Source organism: Methylobacterium sp. Leaf88 (assembly GCF_001422795.1).
GTDB lineage: Bacteria > Pseudomonadota > Alphaproteobacteria > Rhizobiales > Beijerinckiaceae > Methylobacterium.
Genome location: NZ_LMMK01000017.1, coordinates 29,610 through 45,365 on the forward strand (window position 1 = coordinate 29,610; position 15,756 = coordinate 45,365).

At 70.8% G+C, this 15,756-nt stretch carries 15 protein-coding genes; 9 read left to right on the forward strand and 6 right to left on the reverse strand.

What is annotated here, in order from left to right; all coding sequences use genetic code 11:
* Positions 1 to 95 precede the first annotated feature (95 nt).
* Positions 96 to 836, reverse strand: a complete 741-nt coding sequence (gene aqpZ, locus ASF20_RS11320; protein WP_056213419.1) for an aquaporin Z — start codon at positions 834 to 836, stop codon at positions 96 to 98.
* Between the two features lie 538 nt (positions 837 to 1,374).
* Positions 1,375 to 1,752: a hypothetical protein gene (locus ASF20_RS11325; RefSeq protein ID WP_056213166.1), complete on the reverse strand. Its 378-nt coding sequence runs from the start codon at positions 1,750 to 1,752 to the stop codon at positions 1,375 to 1,377.
* 403 nt (positions 1,753 to 2,155) lie between these two features.
* Here ASF20_RS11325 and ASF20_RS11330 point away from each other — a divergent pair, with 403 nt between their 5' ends.
* The 3 genes from ASF20_RS11330 (at position 2,156) to ASF20_RS11340 (ending at position 6,357) form a co-directional block, all read left to right on the forward strand.
* On the forward strand, positions 2,156 to 2,989 hold the full coding sequence (locus tag ASF20_RS11330) for a PRC-barrel domain-containing protein (RefSeq protein ID WP_244476399.1): 834 nt from the start codon (positions 2,156 to 2,158) through the stop codon (positions 2,987 to 2,989).
* A gap of 140 nt (positions 2,990 to 3,129) precedes the next feature.
* A complete protein-coding gene (locus ASF20_RS11335; RefSeq protein ID WP_244476401.1) occupies positions 3,130 to 4,338 on the forward strand; it encodes an MFS transporter in 1,209 nt (402 codons plus the stop codon).
* A 255-nt stretch (positions 4,339 to 4,593) separates the two neighbouring features.
* Positions 4,594 to 6,357, forward strand: a complete 1,764-nt coding sequence (locus ASF20_RS11340) for an ABC transporter ATP-binding protein (RefSeq protein WP_056213159.1) — start codon at positions 4,594 to 4,596, stop codon at positions 6,355 to 6,357.
* A 208-nt stretch (positions 6,358 to 6,565) separates the two neighbouring features.
* Here ASF20_RS11340 and phaZ read toward each other — a convergent pair whose 3' ends face one another.
* Positions 6,566 to 7,780, reverse strand: coding sequence for a polyhydroxyalkanoate depolymerase (gene phaZ / locus ASF20_RS11345; RefSeq protein WP_056274239.1), 1,215 nt, complete (start codon positions 7,778 to 7,780; stop codon positions 6,566 to 6,568).
* A gap of 374 nt (positions 7,781 to 8,154) precedes the next feature.
* Here phaZ and ASF20_RS11350 point away from each other — a divergent pair, with 374 nt between their 5' ends.
* Positions 8,155 to 8,811, forward strand: a complete 657-nt coding sequence (locus ASF20_RS11350; protein WP_056274243.1) for a glutathione S-transferase family protein — start codon at positions 8,155 to 8,157, stop codon at positions 8,809 to 8,811.
* Between the two features lie 260 nt (positions 8,812 to 9,071).
* On the forward strand, positions 9,072 to 9,341 hold the full coding sequence (locus ASF20_RS11355; RefSeq protein WP_056213152.1) for a hypothetical protein: 270 nt from the start codon (positions 9,072 to 9,074) through the stop codon (positions 9,339 to 9,341).
* Positions 9,342 to 9,445: 104 nt separating this feature from the next.
* Here ASF20_RS11355 and ASF20_RS11360 read toward each other — a convergent pair whose 3' ends face one another.
* A complete protein-coding gene (locus ASF20_RS11360) occupies positions 9,446 to 10,879 on the reverse strand; it encodes an ATP-binding protein (protein WP_056274247.1) in 1,434 nt (477 codons plus the stop codon).
* Positions 10,876 to 11,604: a response regulator gene (locus tag ASF20_RS11365; RefSeq protein ID WP_056213417.1), complete on the reverse strand. Its 729-nt coding sequence runs from the start codon at positions 11,602 to 11,604 to the stop codon at positions 10,876 to 10,878. The genes ASF20_RS11360 and ASF20_RS11365 overlap by 4 nt, the downstream gene beginning before the upstream one ends.
* 298 nt (positions 11,605 to 11,902) lie before the next feature.
* Here ASF20_RS11365 and ASF20_RS11370 point away from each other — a divergent pair, with 298 nt between their 5' ends.
* From ASF20_RS11370 to ASF20_RS11385, 4 genes are all read left to right on the forward strand, one after another.
* On the forward strand, positions 11,903 to 12,181 hold the full coding sequence (locus tag ASF20_RS11370) for an accessory factor UbiK family protein (protein ID WP_056213148.1): 279 nt from the start codon (positions 11,903 to 11,905) through the stop codon (positions 12,179 to 12,181).
* A 303-nt stretch (positions 12,182 to 12,484) separates the two neighbouring features.
* Positions 12,485 to 12,988, forward strand: coding sequence for a YbjN domain-containing protein (locus tag ASF20_RS11375; RefSeq protein ID WP_055957499.1), 504 nt, complete (start codon positions 12,485 to 12,487; stop codon positions 12,986 to 12,988).
* Positions 12,985 to 13,812 carry a pyrroline-5-carboxylate reductase gene (gene proC / locus ASF20_RS11380; protein ID WP_056274251.1) on the forward strand — a complete coding sequence of 276 codons (828 nt, stop codon included), beginning with the start codon at positions 12,985 to 12,987 and terminating at the stop codon, positions 13,810 to 13,812. The genes ASF20_RS11375 and proC overlap by 4 nt, the downstream gene beginning before the upstream one ends.
* A 66-nt stretch (positions 13,813 to 13,878) precedes the next feature.
* Positions 13,879 to 14,682 carry a hypothetical protein gene (locus tag ASF20_RS11385; RefSeq protein ID WP_056274285.1) on the forward strand — a complete coding sequence of 268 codons (804 nt, stop codon included), beginning with the start codon at positions 13,879 to 13,881 and terminating at the stop codon, positions 14,680 to 14,682.
* 4 nt (positions 14,683 to 14,686) lie between these two features.
* On the opposite strand, the gene ASF20_RS11390 is transcribed toward ASF20_RS11385, so the two are convergent.
* A complete protein-coding gene (locus ASF20_RS11390) occupies positions 14,687 to 15,040 on the reverse strand; it encodes a cupin domain-containing protein (RefSeq protein WP_056274253.1) in 354 nt (117 codons plus the stop codon).
* Positions 15,041 to 15,756 lie beyond the last annotated feature (716 nt).

The following is a 15,756-nucleotide window of genomic DNA, read 5'->3' on the forward strand; positions in this document are numbered from 1 at the left end:
CTCCGCCCCGCGTGGAACCGCCGGGCTCGGCACGGAAGCCCTGCGTGACGCGGGAGCCTTCCGTCGCCCGCAGCGCCCGGCGCCGGTGGCCGGGGTCAGATCGCGCTGCCCTTCTCGACCACCGTCGTGTCCACGACGTCCGCGGGCTCATAGAGCCAGCGCGTCATGGCGCCCGCCGCCATCGCACCGACGATCGGCGCGAGCCAGAACAGCCAGAGCTGCGCCACGTATTCGCCGCCCGCGATCAGGGCCGGACCGGTGCTGCGCGCCGGATTGACCGACGTGTTGGTCACCGGGATCGAGATCAGGTGGATCAGCACCAGGGCGAACCCGATCGGGATGCCGGCAAAGCCCGTCGCAGCCCCCTTCGAGGTGGTGCCGACGATGATGACGAGGAAGAAGAACGTCGTCAGGACCTCGGTGACGAGGCAGGCCGCGAGGTTGTATCTGCCCGGGCTGAGATCTCCGTAGCCGTTCGCCGCGAACCCGTTCGGGACCCAGCCGGCCTTGCCCGAGGCGATGGAATAGAGAACGCCCGCCGCCAGGAGCGCGCCCGTCACCTGGGCGACGATGTAGGGCAGGACGTGCCGGTTGGCGCAGCGATGGGCCGACCACAGCCCGAGGGTCACGGCCGGATTGAAGTGCCCGCCGGAGATGTGCCCCACCGCGTAGGCCATCGTCAGCACCGTCAGTCCGAAGGCCAGGGCGACCCCGAGGAAGCCGATCCCGAGTTCGGGGAAGGCCGCCGACAGGATCGCGGCGCCGCAGCCGCCGAAGGTCAGCCAGAACGTTCCGAAGAACTCGGCGGTCGCCCGCCGCATCGTATCGTGATCCATGACGATGCCTCCCGCTCGCAGGGTCGCGAGGCACTCGTCCCATGGCGGGTTCGCCGCCATCGCCGGCACGACGCGAGACCGAATCTCCTCCGCCGCCGCGCGAGCGGCGCACCATCTCAGGATTACACAGTCGCAGGACGACAGCAACGGCGCCGGACAATCAAATTGTCACGCATCCGCCCAGGACCGAAACCTTTCGTGTTGCAGTTGTCGGCGAACACGAACCGGACCGAAGACTGAACAGGACCGGGGGAAGGCCGGCGCGCGGGCCATCCCCCACGGGGTGACGTCCATCAGTCACGGCGTCGGGTCCGAATTGTTCGGACGCCGCGCGGATCTCCTCGCACTCCCGTCGGGTAAGGGCCGGAGCCTCCGCGGGTTTCGGTCGGGGTCTGGAGGCGCGCCCCGACGCGGCGCGACACCCGCGCGAATCCGGCCCCCGCGAGGCTGGGCGGCGTCGCGGGGCCGGACCTTCGGACGTGGACGTTCCGTTCCGACCTCGGCCCTCAGGTCCCGGTCGTCAGAACGAACCCGGTCGTCAGAACTTGCCGCCGAGACCGACGCTGCCGCCCTGCCCCATCTGGGGGGCGAGACCGCCGGAGCTCGACCGGCTCGTGGTCTCGCCCTCGATGTCCTCGCGGCGGATCCGGCGCTCCTCGTTCGCGGCAGCGCGGCTCTGGCCGCCGGCGGAGCTCGGCAGGTTGAGGCGGCGCGTCGGCGCGGTCTGCAGCGGGCCCCCGTCGGGGTCGACCTCGGCGGAGCGGCTGCGCTGGGGACCCGGCACCGCGCCGCGCATGGAGGGCGGCGGCCCGACCTCCGTCTCGGGCATCACGCCGCCGCCGCCGCCGAGCGCTTGGCACCCGGCGAGCGCGGCGGCAACGAGCGCGACGGCGCAGGCTCTGGACGGAAGGGACATCGGGTCTGGTCCTCGGTAACACCGGCGACCGCATTCGGACGCCCACGCAAGCTATTCGCCTCTGTACGACGCAGATTTGTCGAAAACCAGACACGCTCCGGTGCGCAAGAGGATTGCGGCCACGCTTGGCCCGGTGCCAGAGTGCTGGTCTCGGAACCCAGATCGGTCGCAGCCCGGTCCGTTTCTTGCGCGCGATCGCGTCGTCCTGCTGTCCCCGGGGTCCGTGTCATCCCTCCCCGGGGATCGGCAGGAAGGGACGCCGCTCGCGCGTCCCTTCCTGCCGCCCATCCACAACTTCGCCTTGGTCCACGCGCAATGAGGCCGGAACCGCCCGTCAGGCGGAACCCGCCGCCCAAGCTTCCATTGTGTCAGGCCGGCGAGACGCACCATTCGGGGAACGCGCGTGTTCAGAACTGTCCGGATGATCGCCACTGCGACGATCACCCTGTTGGCCGCCTCCGCGGCCGCCGAGACCCCGGCCGCGCCGGGCAAGGACGCCGCGCCGAGCTCCGGCGAGGTGACGACGGGCTCGTCCACGCCGCCGGCGTCCGCCCCGGTCCCGACGCCGGCGCCGCCAACCCAAGCGCAGCCGGCTCAAGCGCCCGCGCAACCCGCTCCGGTTCCTGCCCCGGCGCCCGCCCAGCCGGCGGCGCCCGGGACGCCGCCCGTGGCCGGCCCGCCCGCGCCGAGCGCGCCCGCCGCCGGGGCGCCCGCGACGGGCACGCCCGCCACCGTTCTCGACACCCAGGATTACGAGGGCGTCCTCGGCAAGGCCGTGCGCAGCTCCACCGGCGAGGATATGGGGCGGATCATCGACATCATCCTCGACAAGGACGGGCGTCCGCGCGCGGCCATCATCGATTTCGGCGGCTTCCTCGGCGTCGGCTCCCGCAAGATCGCGGTGGACTGGCGCGCCATGCGCTTCACCACCGACGGCAAGGCGAGCCGGCCGGTGCTCCAGCTCAGCCGCAACCAGGTCCGCGTCTCGCCGGAATACAAGCCGGGCGAGCCGATCGTGGTGCTCGGCCCGGCGAGCCCGGCCGCTCCGGCCGAGGGCGAGCAGGCGGCGGCCCCGGTCCAGGGTCCGGTCGCGCCGCCGGCGCCCGTCGCGTCGCCTCCGGCCGCCGGTCCCGCCCCGACGACCGCGCCCGCCGCCACGATGCCGCCCGCCCCGGTCGCCGCGCCGGCGCCTGAGAAAGCGCCGGACAAACCGGCCGAGAAGTCGCCGGATCGATGACGGTCCCGCTTCCGAAGGATCGCCGGGCCCTCAAGCCGCGGGAGGTGGCGCGTCCGGAGTTCCGGCCGCGGTCGCTCCCGCGCCGCGACGCCCTCACGGACGACGCCCCGTCGGCGACGGCAGCGGAGAACCCGGCCGACATGAAGGTGATCTCGCGCCGGAGCACGCGCGGCCTCGACGGGTTCGCGTTCTTCGTGGCGAACCTCCAGACCGGCTTCGGCCCGTTCCTGGCCGTCTACTTCACCCAGGCGAAGTGGACGCAGTCCGATATCGGCTTCGCGCTGACCGTCGGGAGCCTCGTGAGCCTGCTCGGCCAGGTGCCCGGCGGCGCCTTCGTGGACGCGGTGCACGCGCGCCGGTTCGCCGCCGGCTTCTCGGTCGTGGCCATCGCGCTGAGCGCCTTCGCGCTGGCGATGTGGCCGAACTTCCTCGTCGTGCTCCTGGCCATGGCCGCCCACTCGGCGGCGAGCTGCATCCTCACCCCCGCCATCGCGGCGATCAGCATCGGCCTCGTCGGGCATGCCCGGGCGGGCGAGCGGCTGGGCCGCAATGCCAGCTTCTCGGCCCTCGGCAATGCCGTGGCCGCCGCCGGCATGGGCGCCTGCGGCTACTACCTCTCGAACGACGCGGTGTTCTACCTGACCGCGGCCCTGATGGTGCCGACCCTGATCGCGCTGTCGCGGATCCGGCCGGAGGAGATCGACGGGCCGGCCCACGTCAAGGCGAGCGGGACCGCCGGCGCGCTCCAGGGCGAGGCCGGCCTGCGCGCCCTCCTCACCAATCGCGCGCTCCTGTGCTTCGGCGCCTGCATGACCCTGTTCTTCCTCGCCAACGCGGCGATGCTGCCGCTCGTGGGCAGCATGCTGACCCTGCGGGCCAGCGAGACCGCCACGGCGCTGATCGCCGCCTGCATCGTGGTGCCCCAGGTCGTCCTTGCGGTGTCGGCGCCCACCATCGGGCGACTGGCCGAGCGCTGGGGCCGCCGCCCGCTGCTGCTCCTCGGCTTCGCCGCCCTGCCGATCCGCGGGCTGCTCTTCGCCTACGTCGACAGCCCGGAACTCCTCGTGGCGGTGCAGATCTTCGACGGCATCTCGGCGGCGGTGTTCGGCGTGATGGTGCCCCTCGTGGTCTCGGACGCCACCCGCAAGACCGGCCACTTCAACCTCGCCCTCGGCGCGGTCGGCACCGCCATGGGCATCGGCGCCGCCCTGTCCACTTCGCTCGCCGGCGTGATGGCGGATCGGCTCGGCAGCCACACCGCGTTCCTGGGCCTCGCGATCGTGGGCTTCGCGGCCTTCGCCCTCGTGGCGCTCATCATGCCCGAGACGCGCCGCGACCCCGCGGTGTAACCTCGGGCGGGTCCGCGGACGGATCCGGGCGGCATCGAATTCGCTTGCCGCTCAAGCGACGTTCAGGTTTGCACGCTAAAACGCGCAAACCTCCGCCAGACACTGCAACGCTTGCGTCCGCTTCGCGTTGCGAGTCCGGGGGGCTCCGAAACCTGTGTGGGGCACGCGCGGGAAACCAGGGTCCGCGAGGACGCCTTAACAGTAGCCGGTCCACCCTACGTCCGGGCGGGCCTCGAAACCGGGACGGTCACCGCGATGGAAGACCTCTGCGTTTATGCCGATAGGCCGTTCGCCTTCGTGGGACGCTATCTGCGCCGGCGCGCCCTGCCGCACCTCGTCATCCTGTGCGCCGTGCTCGGCGCCGTGGGCTTCTCCGTCAGCACGGACTATGCCCTGAAGGGCGTCGTGGATGCGCTGAGCAAGGGCCCGCAGGCCGGCCTGATCTGGGGCGCCCTCGCCCTTCTCATCGCCTTCATCGCGGCCGACAACATGCTCTGGCGCGTGGCGAGCCTCGTCGGCTCGTTCACCTTCGTGGGCGTCACCGGCGACATCCGGCGCGACCTGTTCCGGCACATGACCGGGCACTCGCCGACCTTCTTCGCCGACCGGCAGCCCGGCACCCTGGCCTCGCGCATCACCGCCACCTCGAACGCGATCTTCACGGTCGAGAACATGTTCGTGTTCAACGTGATGCCGCCCTGCGTCGCGGCCTTCGGCTCGATCCTCTACATCGCCACCGTCAACCTCACGATGGCCCTGGTGCTGGCCGGTATCTTCGCCGCCGTCGTGCTGCTGATGTTCAAGATGGCGGCGGCCGGAAAGCCGCTGCACCACGACTTCGCCGCCAAGGCCGCCTCGGTGGACGGCGAGATGGTCGACCTCGTCGGCAACATGCCGCTGGTCCGGGCCTTCTCGGCCTTCAAGCGCGAGTATACCCGCTTCGACGGGACCATCGGCCAGGAGATGCGCTCGCGCCGCTCGTCGCTGCTCTACCTCGAGAAGCTGCGCATCGTGCACGCCATCCTGACGGTGCTGGCGGTGCTCGGCCTGCTCTACTGGGCGATCACCATGTGGGAAGCGGGCCAGGCGACCAACGGCCAGGTCGTGCTCGTCTGCACCCTCGGCATCCGCATTCTCGCCGCGACCCGCGACCTCGCCGTGGCGCTGGTGGACGCGACGCAGCACACCGCCCGTCTCTCGGAGGCGCTCCACACGCTGCTGCAGCCCCACGACCTCATCGATCACCCGGAGGCGGAGCCCCTCACCGGCACCGGGGCCGAGATCACCTTCGACCACGTCGCCTTCTCCTACCCGGACGGGCGCGGCGTCTTCACCGACTTCGACCTCGTGATCCAGCCGGGCCAGCGGGTCGGCCTCGTCGGCAAGTCGGGCGGCGGAAAGTCGACCCTGTTCTCCCTGCTGCAGCGCTTCTACGACGCGCAGGGCGGCCGTCTCCTGATCAACGGCCAGGACATTCAGCGCATCACCCAGGAATCGCTGCGCGAGGCCATCACGGTGGTGCCGCAGGACGTCTCGATGTTCCACCGGACCCTGCGCGAGAACATCCGCTACGGCCGGCCCGATGCGTCGGACGAGGACGTCTGGAAGGCCGCGGCCGCCGCCCACTGCACCGACTTCATCGACGCGCTGCCCGAGGGCTTCGACACCATCGTGGGCGACCGCGGCGTGAAGCTCTCCGGCGGGCAGCGCCAGCGCATCGCCATCGCGCGGGCCATCCTCAAGGACTCGCCGATCCTGCTCCTCGACGAAGCGACCTCGGCCCTCGACGCCGAGTCCGAGGAGGCGATCCGCCATGCCCTCGCCAATCTGATGAAGGGCCGCACGGTCATCGCGATCGCGCACCGCCTCTCGACCCTGAGGGACTTCGACCGGATCGTGGTGCTGGAAGGCGGCCGTATCATCCAGGATGGGTCGCCCGACAAGCTGACGCACCTCGACGGCTTCTACCGCGAGCTGATGAAGAAGGAATCCATGTCGATGGCGCTCGCCGCCGCCTGAGGCGCGCGGGACGACGCACCCGACCCGTCGACACCGACCGGCGCCCTCCCCCCCCCCGCGGGGAGGGCGTTTTGCCGTTGGGATGCGAAGCCGGCCCCGCTGGGCGGTCTCCTGGGCGCGCACCGCGATCCGAGCGGTTCGGCCGCGCGCGAAACCGTTCGGCGCGGTCGCCCGCGCCGTCGGGATGGTCCGGCGGGACGCCGTCGGCTCAGTTGTGCGACTGGATGAAGTTGCGCACCAGCGGGTAGGTCTGGCTCTCCCACTTGCGGCCCGAGAAGACGCCGTAATGGCCGACGCCGGCCTGGAGGTGATGGCTCTTCATGTGGTGCGGCAGGCTGGAGCAGAGGTCGTGCGCCGCCATGGTCTGGCCCACGGCGCAGATGTCGTCGCGCTCCCCCTCGACCGTCATGAGCGCGGTCTTGCGAATGGCGCCCATGTCGATCGGATTGCCGCGATAGGTCAGTTCGTTCTTGGCCAGGGTGTAATCCTGGAACACGGTCTTGACCGTCTCGATGTAGAACTCCGCCGCGAGGTCGAGGACGGCGAAATACTCGTCGTAGAAGCCCTCGATCTGGCGCGCCTTCTCGGTCTCCCCGTTGGCGAGATGCCAGAACAGGTCGGCATGGCCCTGGACGTGGCGCTTGGCGTTCATCGAGACGAAGGCCGAGACCTGCATGAAGCCCGGATAGACCCGCCGCCCGGCGCCCTTGTGCCGCTCGGGCACGGTGGCGATCAGGTTCTTCTCGAACCACGCGATCGGCTTCGAGGTGGCGAGGTGGTTCACCGAGGTCGGCGAGATCCGGCAATCCACCGGGCCGGCCATCAGCGTCATGCTGCGGGGATGCGCCACGTCCTTCGAATGCGCCATCACGGCCGCGGCGGCCAAAGCCTGCACGGCCGGCTGGCACACGGCGACGAGATGGGCCCCCTCCCCGATCACCCCGAGGAACTGCACGAGGTGGTCGACATAGTCGTCGAAGCCGAAGGGGCCGGCCTCGAGGGGCACGTCGCGGGCATTGTGCCAGTCGGTGATGTAGACGTCGTGATCGGGCAGCAGGGTGCGCACCGTGCCGCGCAGCAGCGTGGCGAAATGGCCCGACAGGGGCGCCACCACGAGGACGCGGGGCTGATCGGTGTCGATGTCCTTCTTGAACCGCAGCAGGGTCCCGAACGGCGTCGCGAACGCCGTTTCCTCGGTCACTGGCACCTCGCGGTTGCCCACCGTCACGCTGTCGATGCCGTAGGCGGGCCGCGAGAAGGTCAAGCCGGCCCGCATCATCATCCGGGCACCGGCCGACCACCAGCTCAGCGGCTCCTTAAAGCCGGCCGCGGTCCAGGGCGAGACGGCGTCGTGGACGAGCCGTCCCCAGGCGCGCGTCTGCTCCGCCAGATCCGACTGGGCATCGAAGGCACGATAGAGCATGCAGCCCGAACTCCTACGCGAACGGTCAAATCGCAGATCGTCCGCGGCAAGCGGGCGCGACGGCAGAGCCGCCGACGATGAGGCGCTAGGCTGCGGCAGGCTGGGCCCGGACGCAACGGCCTTAACGTGTGATATCCTGCGATTGTTGTGCGTATGCATCACCGGAGACATGTCGCACGTCGCATCGGAATAACAGGTGAACAACGGATCGCCGGTGGTCGTGACTGTGAAAGGTCAACCGTCACGGTGGGAAAAAGCTCCCGTGTCCGCCGAGCATGCGGCGGGTGAACCGGAAACATCCTGCGTGTCGGGGCCTCGGGCGGCACAAGTCTTGGATCACGTGTCGGCGAGGGACCAACAGGGGGGACGGATCGATGCCCGCGGCAACGCTGACGATTTCAAGCCGGAACTACTCGTCGTGGTCGCTGCGGGGTTGGCTGGTCTGCCGCATGGCCGGCCTCGACTTCGAGACGGAGCTTCTGTCGGGGAACGACGCCTCCACCCGGGCGGAGCTGCTGCACCTGTCGCCGTCGTTCCTCGTGCCCCGCCTGGTCCACGGCGAGATCATCGTCTGGGACACTCTCGCCATCGCCCAGTATCTCAACGAGATCCGTCCCGAGGCGGGGTTCTTGCCGCCCGATGCGGTGGCGCGCGCCCATTGCCGCTCGATCTCGGGCGAGATGCATGGCGGCTTCATCAACCTGCGCTCCGCGCTGCCGATGAACCTCAAGGCGCGCCACGCCAACTTCAGGATCTTCAACGGCGCGCGCGGCGATATCGAGCGCATCATCACGATCGTCGACGAATGCCTGGGGCGCTACGACGGACCGTTCCTGTTCGGCGAGACGCCGAGCCTCGCCGATGCCATGTACGCCCCCGTGTGCACGCGGTTCCGCACCTACGACGTGAGCCTGCCGCGCCGGACCGAGGCCTATCGCGACACCATCCTGGCCTGGCCGCTGATGACGGAATGGGCGGCGGACGCGGCGCGGGAGCCCGACGAGATCGAGGAACTGGACATGGAGTTCTAAGGTCCCGAGCTCTGAGGCCCCGAGGTCCGAAACTCCGAGGTCCGAAACTCGGGGTTCCGAAACTCCGGGTTCTGAACCTCCGCGTTCCGAAGCGCCGCGACGTCGGGGCCACAAGGGTCCGGGGCACAGCGTCGGCGCCCCGCCGCGCCTACGTGCGCGGTGGCACGTCGTCCCGGTCGGACGCGTCCCATATCACCCTCACCGCAGTCGAGACGCAGGGACATACGGTCCTCGCCTCCCACAAGAGTGATATTCTTTCGATGAAACATCGTCTTTTCGCCCTCGCCGCCGCGACTGTTCTTGCCGTTGCGGCCCCGGCGACCGGCAGCTTCGCGCTCGATCGCGTCGCGCCGACCTACGGCGATGTGCCGGCCTCGCGCTACGACGACATCACGACGGGGTCGATCCGCTCCTACGACGTCCCGGTGACCGGCCGTTGTGCGGACAATTCGGCGAGCCAGGGCAACGCCAACCAGCAGAACTTCCCGGTCCAGCAATACGGCCAGACCTCGGGCGGCCCGCGCTGCTGACGCCCTGACGGGGTGACGCAAGCCGGCGCGGAGCGCCCGGCCTCGCGGTAAGGCCCGCCCCGGGAGGGGCGGGTCTCCTTTGCTTCTGCGCCCCTCCGGCGCGATCAGGCGGCGGCGGCGCGGTGGTCCGCATCGACCGTGACGCCCGCTGGGGTCGCCTGGGCGGTGGCGGCGCGCGGCAATTCGATCCGCGCCGTGAGGCCCCGCGGGGTCCGGTTGCGCAGGGTGAAGCGACCCTCGTGCGAATCCGCGATGGCGAGCACGATGGACAGGCCGAGGCCGAAGCCGCTGGCGGTGTCGAGGTTGCGCGCCCGGTCGCCACGCACGAAGGGCTGGAGCATCGCGTCCCGCTCCGCCTCCGGGATACCGGGGCCGTCGTCGCTGACCTCCACGGCGACGCCGCGCTCGGTCTGGGTCACCGTCAGCCGCGCCGCGCCGCCATACTTCACCGCGTTGTCCACGAGGTTCATGATCGCGCGCTGAAGCTCCTCCGGTCGGCCCTGGACCAGCACGTGGCGGGTCTCGGCCACCCGGACGTCGGCGCCGATATCAGCGAACTCGTCGGCGACGGTCTGGACGATGGAGGCGAGGTCGATCAGCATCTTCGCGCCCCCCTCCGGGCCGTGGCCGTCCCGCACGAAGGACAGGGCCGCCTCCACGAGGCCGTTCATCTGGTCGAGGTCCCGCAGGGTCATGGTCCGCGCGTGATCGTCCTCGATGAACTCGGCGCGCAGGCGCAGGCGGGTGATCGGGGTGCGCAGGTCGTGGCTGATGGCCGCGAGCATCTGGGTGCGGTCGTCGATCAGGCGCCGCACGCGGGCCCGCATCCGGTCGAGGGCGCGGGACAGGGCGACGACCTCGCGCGGGCCGTTCTCGGGCAGATCCACCAGGTTCATGCGGGTGCCGAACACGTCCGCGGCCTCGGCGAGGCGCGCCAGGGGCGCCGTCAGCGCCCGCGTGGCCCAGAGGCAGATCAGCGAGACGGCCACGCCCAGGAACACGAAGGTGAAGATGATCGCGCCCTGCCGCATGGGCGGGCGGTCGTCGTCCGGCACCAGGGCGGAGAGCCGGGCGCCGCCCGGCGTCGCGAGGCCCACGCGCACGCCCGTGGGCGCCTCCGCCGGTCGCTTGGCCGCCGACAGGTCGGTGATGGCGAGGGGGCGTCCGAAGCCGTCGCGCAGGCGCTGGACCACGAAATGATCGCCGATCCGATCGCCGCCGGCCGGCTCCGTGGCGGCGGCCCCGGAATCGGCCGCGTCCCAGGGCTCGATCCGCAGGGTCGGCAGCATCCGGGCGGCGTTGGCCAGGAGCGCCGGGCGATCGGCCGGGCTCGCACCGTCGAGGAGGCGGGCGACGGTGGCGAGGCGGTTCGCGGCGACGCCGGGATGGTCGTCGGGCCGCCAGGGCTCGCGCAGGGTGAAGAACGCCAGCGTCGCCATGGCGTGGGCCAGGACCACGGCGGCGACGATGAGCAGGGCGATCTGCCCGGCGACGCTCGACGGCACGAGGGCGCGCAGGCGGCTCCAGGGGGGCCTCATGTACGGGTGACCTCGGGCGTGAAGAGATAACCACCGGAGCGGATGGTGCGGATGATCTCCGGGTTGCGCGGATCCGGCTCGATCTTCTGGCGGATGCGGCTGATCAGGACGTCGATGCTGCGCTCGAACGGGCCGGCGGCGCGCCCCTGCGTCAGGTCGAGAAGCTGGTCGCGGGAAAGCACCCGGCCGGGACGCAGGCAGAGGGCGTGCAGCAGGTCGAACTCCGCCCCCGTGATGGCGATGCGCGCGTCCTCCGGGCTGAGGAGCTGGCGCAGGGAGACGTCGAGGGTCCAGCCCAGGAAGTGGAGGCGGCGTACGCCCTCCTCCGCCTCGGCCTCCGTGCCCGAGCCCCGCCGCAGGATGGCGCGGATGCGTGCCAGGAGCTCGCGCGGGTTGAAGGGCTTGCCGAGATAGTCGTCGGCGCCGATCTCGAGGCCGATGATGCGGTCGATCTCCTCGGCCTTGGCGGTGAGCATCAGGATGGGAATGCGCGAGGTGGCGCGCAGGCGTCGGCACAGGCTCAGGCCGTCCTCGCCCGGGAGCATCAGGTCGAGCACGACGAGGTCGACCCGGGCATCGGCCAGGACCTTGTCCATGGCTGCCCCGTCCCCGGCGAGGCTGACCCGGCACTCGTTGGCGCGCAGGTAGCGGGCGACGAGGGCGCTGATCTCGCGGTCGTCCTCCACGAGGAGGATGTGCGGATGGGTCGTGGTCGTCTGCGTCATGGTCCCGAGCATCGCGGCTCCCTCCGCATCCGGGGCCGGTGCCCGGCTCTCCTGCGGATCTGTCAACGCGCGACTATGCGCCGGCACGCCCGGAGTTCGAAGGGCCGGCGGGGCAGGATTTTGTAAACGCCTGTTTCGCGCGGCCCCATCGGACAACGGCGGAAACATTCCCGTCGGGGCTCTCGAAGCACCGGCGCGGATTGCCGGGACGCGCGGGGATTCTTATGTCGTGCCGCACAGGCGCCGGTCTCGTGGCCGTCACGGACGGATGGCGGCCTCATTGCTCCGGGAGACGACGATGCAAGGCTCGAACCGGCTGTTCGACGATTTCGCCCGCCTGATGACCGATGCCGCCGGCGCCGCGCAGGGCGTGCGCCGCGAGGCGGAGACGGTGTTCAAGGCCCAGGTCGAGCGCCTGATCCGCGACATGGACATCGCCTCCCGCGAGGAGCTCGACGTGCTGCGCGACCTCGTCTCGGCACTGCGCAGCCAGAACGACGCCCTGGCCGCCCGGATCACCGCGCTCGAGGCGAAACTCGGCCCCGAGCCCGTGGCCGGAGCCAGCGAGGCGATCTGATTCCAGGTTGATTCGCGGGGGCTCCGGCCCCGCCACGCTTGTGCACAGGAAGGAACGGTGGACGGTCGCTTTCCTGTTCACCGGCTTCCCGGGCCGCTTTGAAACGCGAGTCCGGCACGGTCTATAGTGGGTCATGACCTGATTCGCTCCTGCCCCGAAACGCCCTGAACCGAACAGAATCGTTCCCTGCCACACCCGTCCGGGTGGGCGTGGAGCAAGTCCGGAACAGAGGGCCGACGGTCACCGGAGCGCGTTTCACAACGACTTCGCCGATCTTCGACGAGATCGACACACTGGACCGCCATGACCCAACTCCACATCGAAGATCACGATCGGCACGAGCATCCCCTCGACATCGTCGAGCGCCTCGCGTCGCTGCGCGACTGGATCTTCGACCGGGCCGAGACCGACGAGATGTCCGTCTCCGTCGCCGGGCGCTGGGCCGACTACCACGTGGCCTTCACCTGGATCGAGGACGTGGAGGCGCTCCACGTCGCCTCCGCCTTCGACCTCAAGGTGCCGGAGCGCCGGCGCACCGAGATCCTGACGCTGGTCTCCCTGGTCAACGAGCAGCTGTGGGTCGGGCATTTCGACCTGTGGTCCACCGACAACGTCGTGATGTTCCGCCACTCGCTGCTGCTGACCGGCGGCGCGGCCCCGACCCAGGGCCAGTGCACCATGATGCTGAAGTCGGCGGTCGATGCCTGCGAGCGCTACTACCAGGCCTTCCAGTTCGTGCTCTGGGCCGGCAAGTCCGCCCGCGAGGCCCTCGACGCGGTGCTGTTCGAGACCGAAGGCGAGGCGTGAGCGCGCCCGTCGACGCCGCCCTCCCCGCCTCCCTCACTCTGGTGGGGGCCGGCAAGATGGGGGGCGCCATGCTCTCCGGCTGGCTGGCGGGGGGGCTCGACCCCGCCCGGACCACGATCCTGGATCCGCAGGCCTCCCCCGAACTGCAGGCGCTCTGCGCCGCGCGCGGGCTCGCCCTGAACCCCGCCGCGCCCCCGGTCGCGGAGGCCCTGGTGCTCGCCATGAAGCCCCAGGGGCTGGACGCCGCGGAGCCCGCGCTGGCGCCGCTGATCGGTCCCGGAACCCTGGTGGTGTCGGTGCTAGCGGGCAAGACCATCGCCAACCTGCGCGACCGCCTGCCCGGCGCCCGCGCCATCGTGCGGGCGATGCCGAACCTGCCCGCCAGCATCGGACGGGGGGCCACCGGCGCGGTGGCCAGCCCGGAGGTCGATGACGGGCAGCGGGCGCAGGCGCACGCGCTCCTCGCCAGCGTCGGCTTGGTGGAGTGGCTCGACGACGAGGGGCTGATCGACGCCCTGACGGCCGTGTCGGGCTCCGGGCCCGCCTACGTCTTCCTCCTGGCCGAGGCGATGGCCGAGGCGGGCATCGCCGCCGGCCTGCCCGCGGACATGGCCACGCGCCTCGCCCGCGAAACCGTCTCGGGGGCCGCCGCGCTCCTCGCGGCCGATCCCCGGGACGCCGCGCGTCTGCGCCAGGATGTGACCTCGCCGGGCGGCACCACCGCCGAAGCCCTCGCGGTGCTGATGCGCAGCGGCGGCCTGCCGGACCTGATGCGCGAGGCCGTGGACGCGGCGCGGCGCCGCGCCGGGGCCCTCGCGGGCTGAGCCGGACCTGACGATCCGGCCGCGGGACCCTACATGAAGGCCTGATTGGACGAGGATCGCACGACCATGGCCAAACGCCCCGGCTCTCCCAAGCCTGAGACCCAGACGACCGAGACGGACTCCGCCGACACCCTGCCGGTGGCGGCCGCAGCGCCCGAGAAGGCGCTGCCCCCACGCGAGGCGGCCGTCGAGGCGCTGATGCGGCTCGCCGCCGAGCAGCCGTGGAACGACATCGAGATCGGCGACATCGCCCGGGAGGCCGGCCTGACGCTGGCGGAGTTCCGCGACCTGTTCCCCTCGAAGGGCGCCGTACTCGGCGGCCTGTCGCGCCTCATCGACCGCGCGGTGCTGGAGGGCGACACCGCCGATCTCGCCGACGAGCCGACCCGCGAGCGCCTGTTCGACGTGCTGATGCGCCGCCTCGACGCGATGACGCCCTACAAGGACGCCCTGCGTCGGATCTCCTACGCCCTGCGCGGCGATCCGCTCTCGATGCTGGCGTTGAACGGCGTCGCGCTGAACTCGCACCGCTTCATGCTGGCCGCCGCCGGCATCAACACCGAGGGTCCGCTCGGCCGCCTCAAGCTCCAGGGCGTGGTCATCGCCTTCGCCCGCACGGTGGAGGTCTGGCTGGACGACGACGATCCGGCCCTGGCGCGCACCATGGCGCGCCTCGACAAGGAGATCCGCAACGGCGAGCGCTTCATGGAGCGCGCCGACGATGCCCGCCGCCTCACGGCCCCCTTCCGGGCGCTCGGCCGCTCGCTGCTCGACCGCGGCGGCCGCGCGCGCCGGGAACGGCACGCGGCGGACGACCGCAACGAGGATGCGGGCAATCCCCTCGGCGGCGACCCGGCCGCGGCGATCTGAAGCCCTAGGCCCCGGCCGGGCAATCGTTCTCGCCGAGATGGACGGCGAGCCAGACCGTCGGCCGGTCGGGATCCGTGAAGGTGACGCGGTGCACGCACCCGGCCGGGATGAACAGGGTATCGCCCGGCCCGAGCGCGACCTCAGCGCCCGCCAGCGCGACGCGGGCCGCACCCGCGAGAAGCAGCACCCACTCGTCGTGGGCTTGGCGATAGGGCTCGTCCGGCGGCGTGACCTGGCCCTGCGAGACGATACGCTCGATCCGGCAGCCCGGCCGCGCAAGGAGTTCGGTGAAGACCTCGCCCGCCGCGGCGTCGGGCAGGTTCGCGAGCAGGTTGCCCGCGTGGGCGGGGCGGGTCATGCGGCGGATCCTGGTCGTTTGGGCGACTGAAGAAGGGTTCCGACATGAGCGGCCGGAACCGGATTTGCCCGACTGGCCCGTGAGGGTCCGCCATGGACGGGCGGCGGCCCCTCTCGTCGTTTTGCGGACCTGATCCTAACATCGCCTCGGCCTCAGGATAAGCCAACGGTCCGCGTGAAGGGCTCAGCCCGTTCGTCGTCGTCTGATCATTCCCCGACTTCCTGCCCGAGAACGCGGACAAAGGGCGCTGAGGAAGGAAGGATTCGATGACGGCTACGCTTCCGTCGAGCGGCGCTTGCCCCCGCGCACTCCCCGACCGCCCCAACCTCGAACACCTGCGAAATGAAGCCAAGTCTCGGTTGAAGCAGATGCGCGCCGCCGACCCGACAGCGCAGTTCGCGACGGCGCAACGCGATCTCGCCCGTGACTACGGTTTCCCCAGTTGGCGCCGGCTCCGGGCGGAGGTCCGGCGGTTGACCGAGGGGCGGACGGAGACCGACAAAGACCGCATGGAGCGGCTCAGGATCGGGCAGGCGCGTCCACGAATGGAAGTCCGGATCGATCCAAAGGTCGTGGACGGATACGTCGGCTTCTACGAACTGACTCCCAAGACCATCATCGTTGTACAGCGGGACGCGAACGATCTCATCGTTCGCCTCACGGGACAGTCGTTTTACTCGATCATCCCGGAAAGCAGTCGAAAATTTTCTATCGAA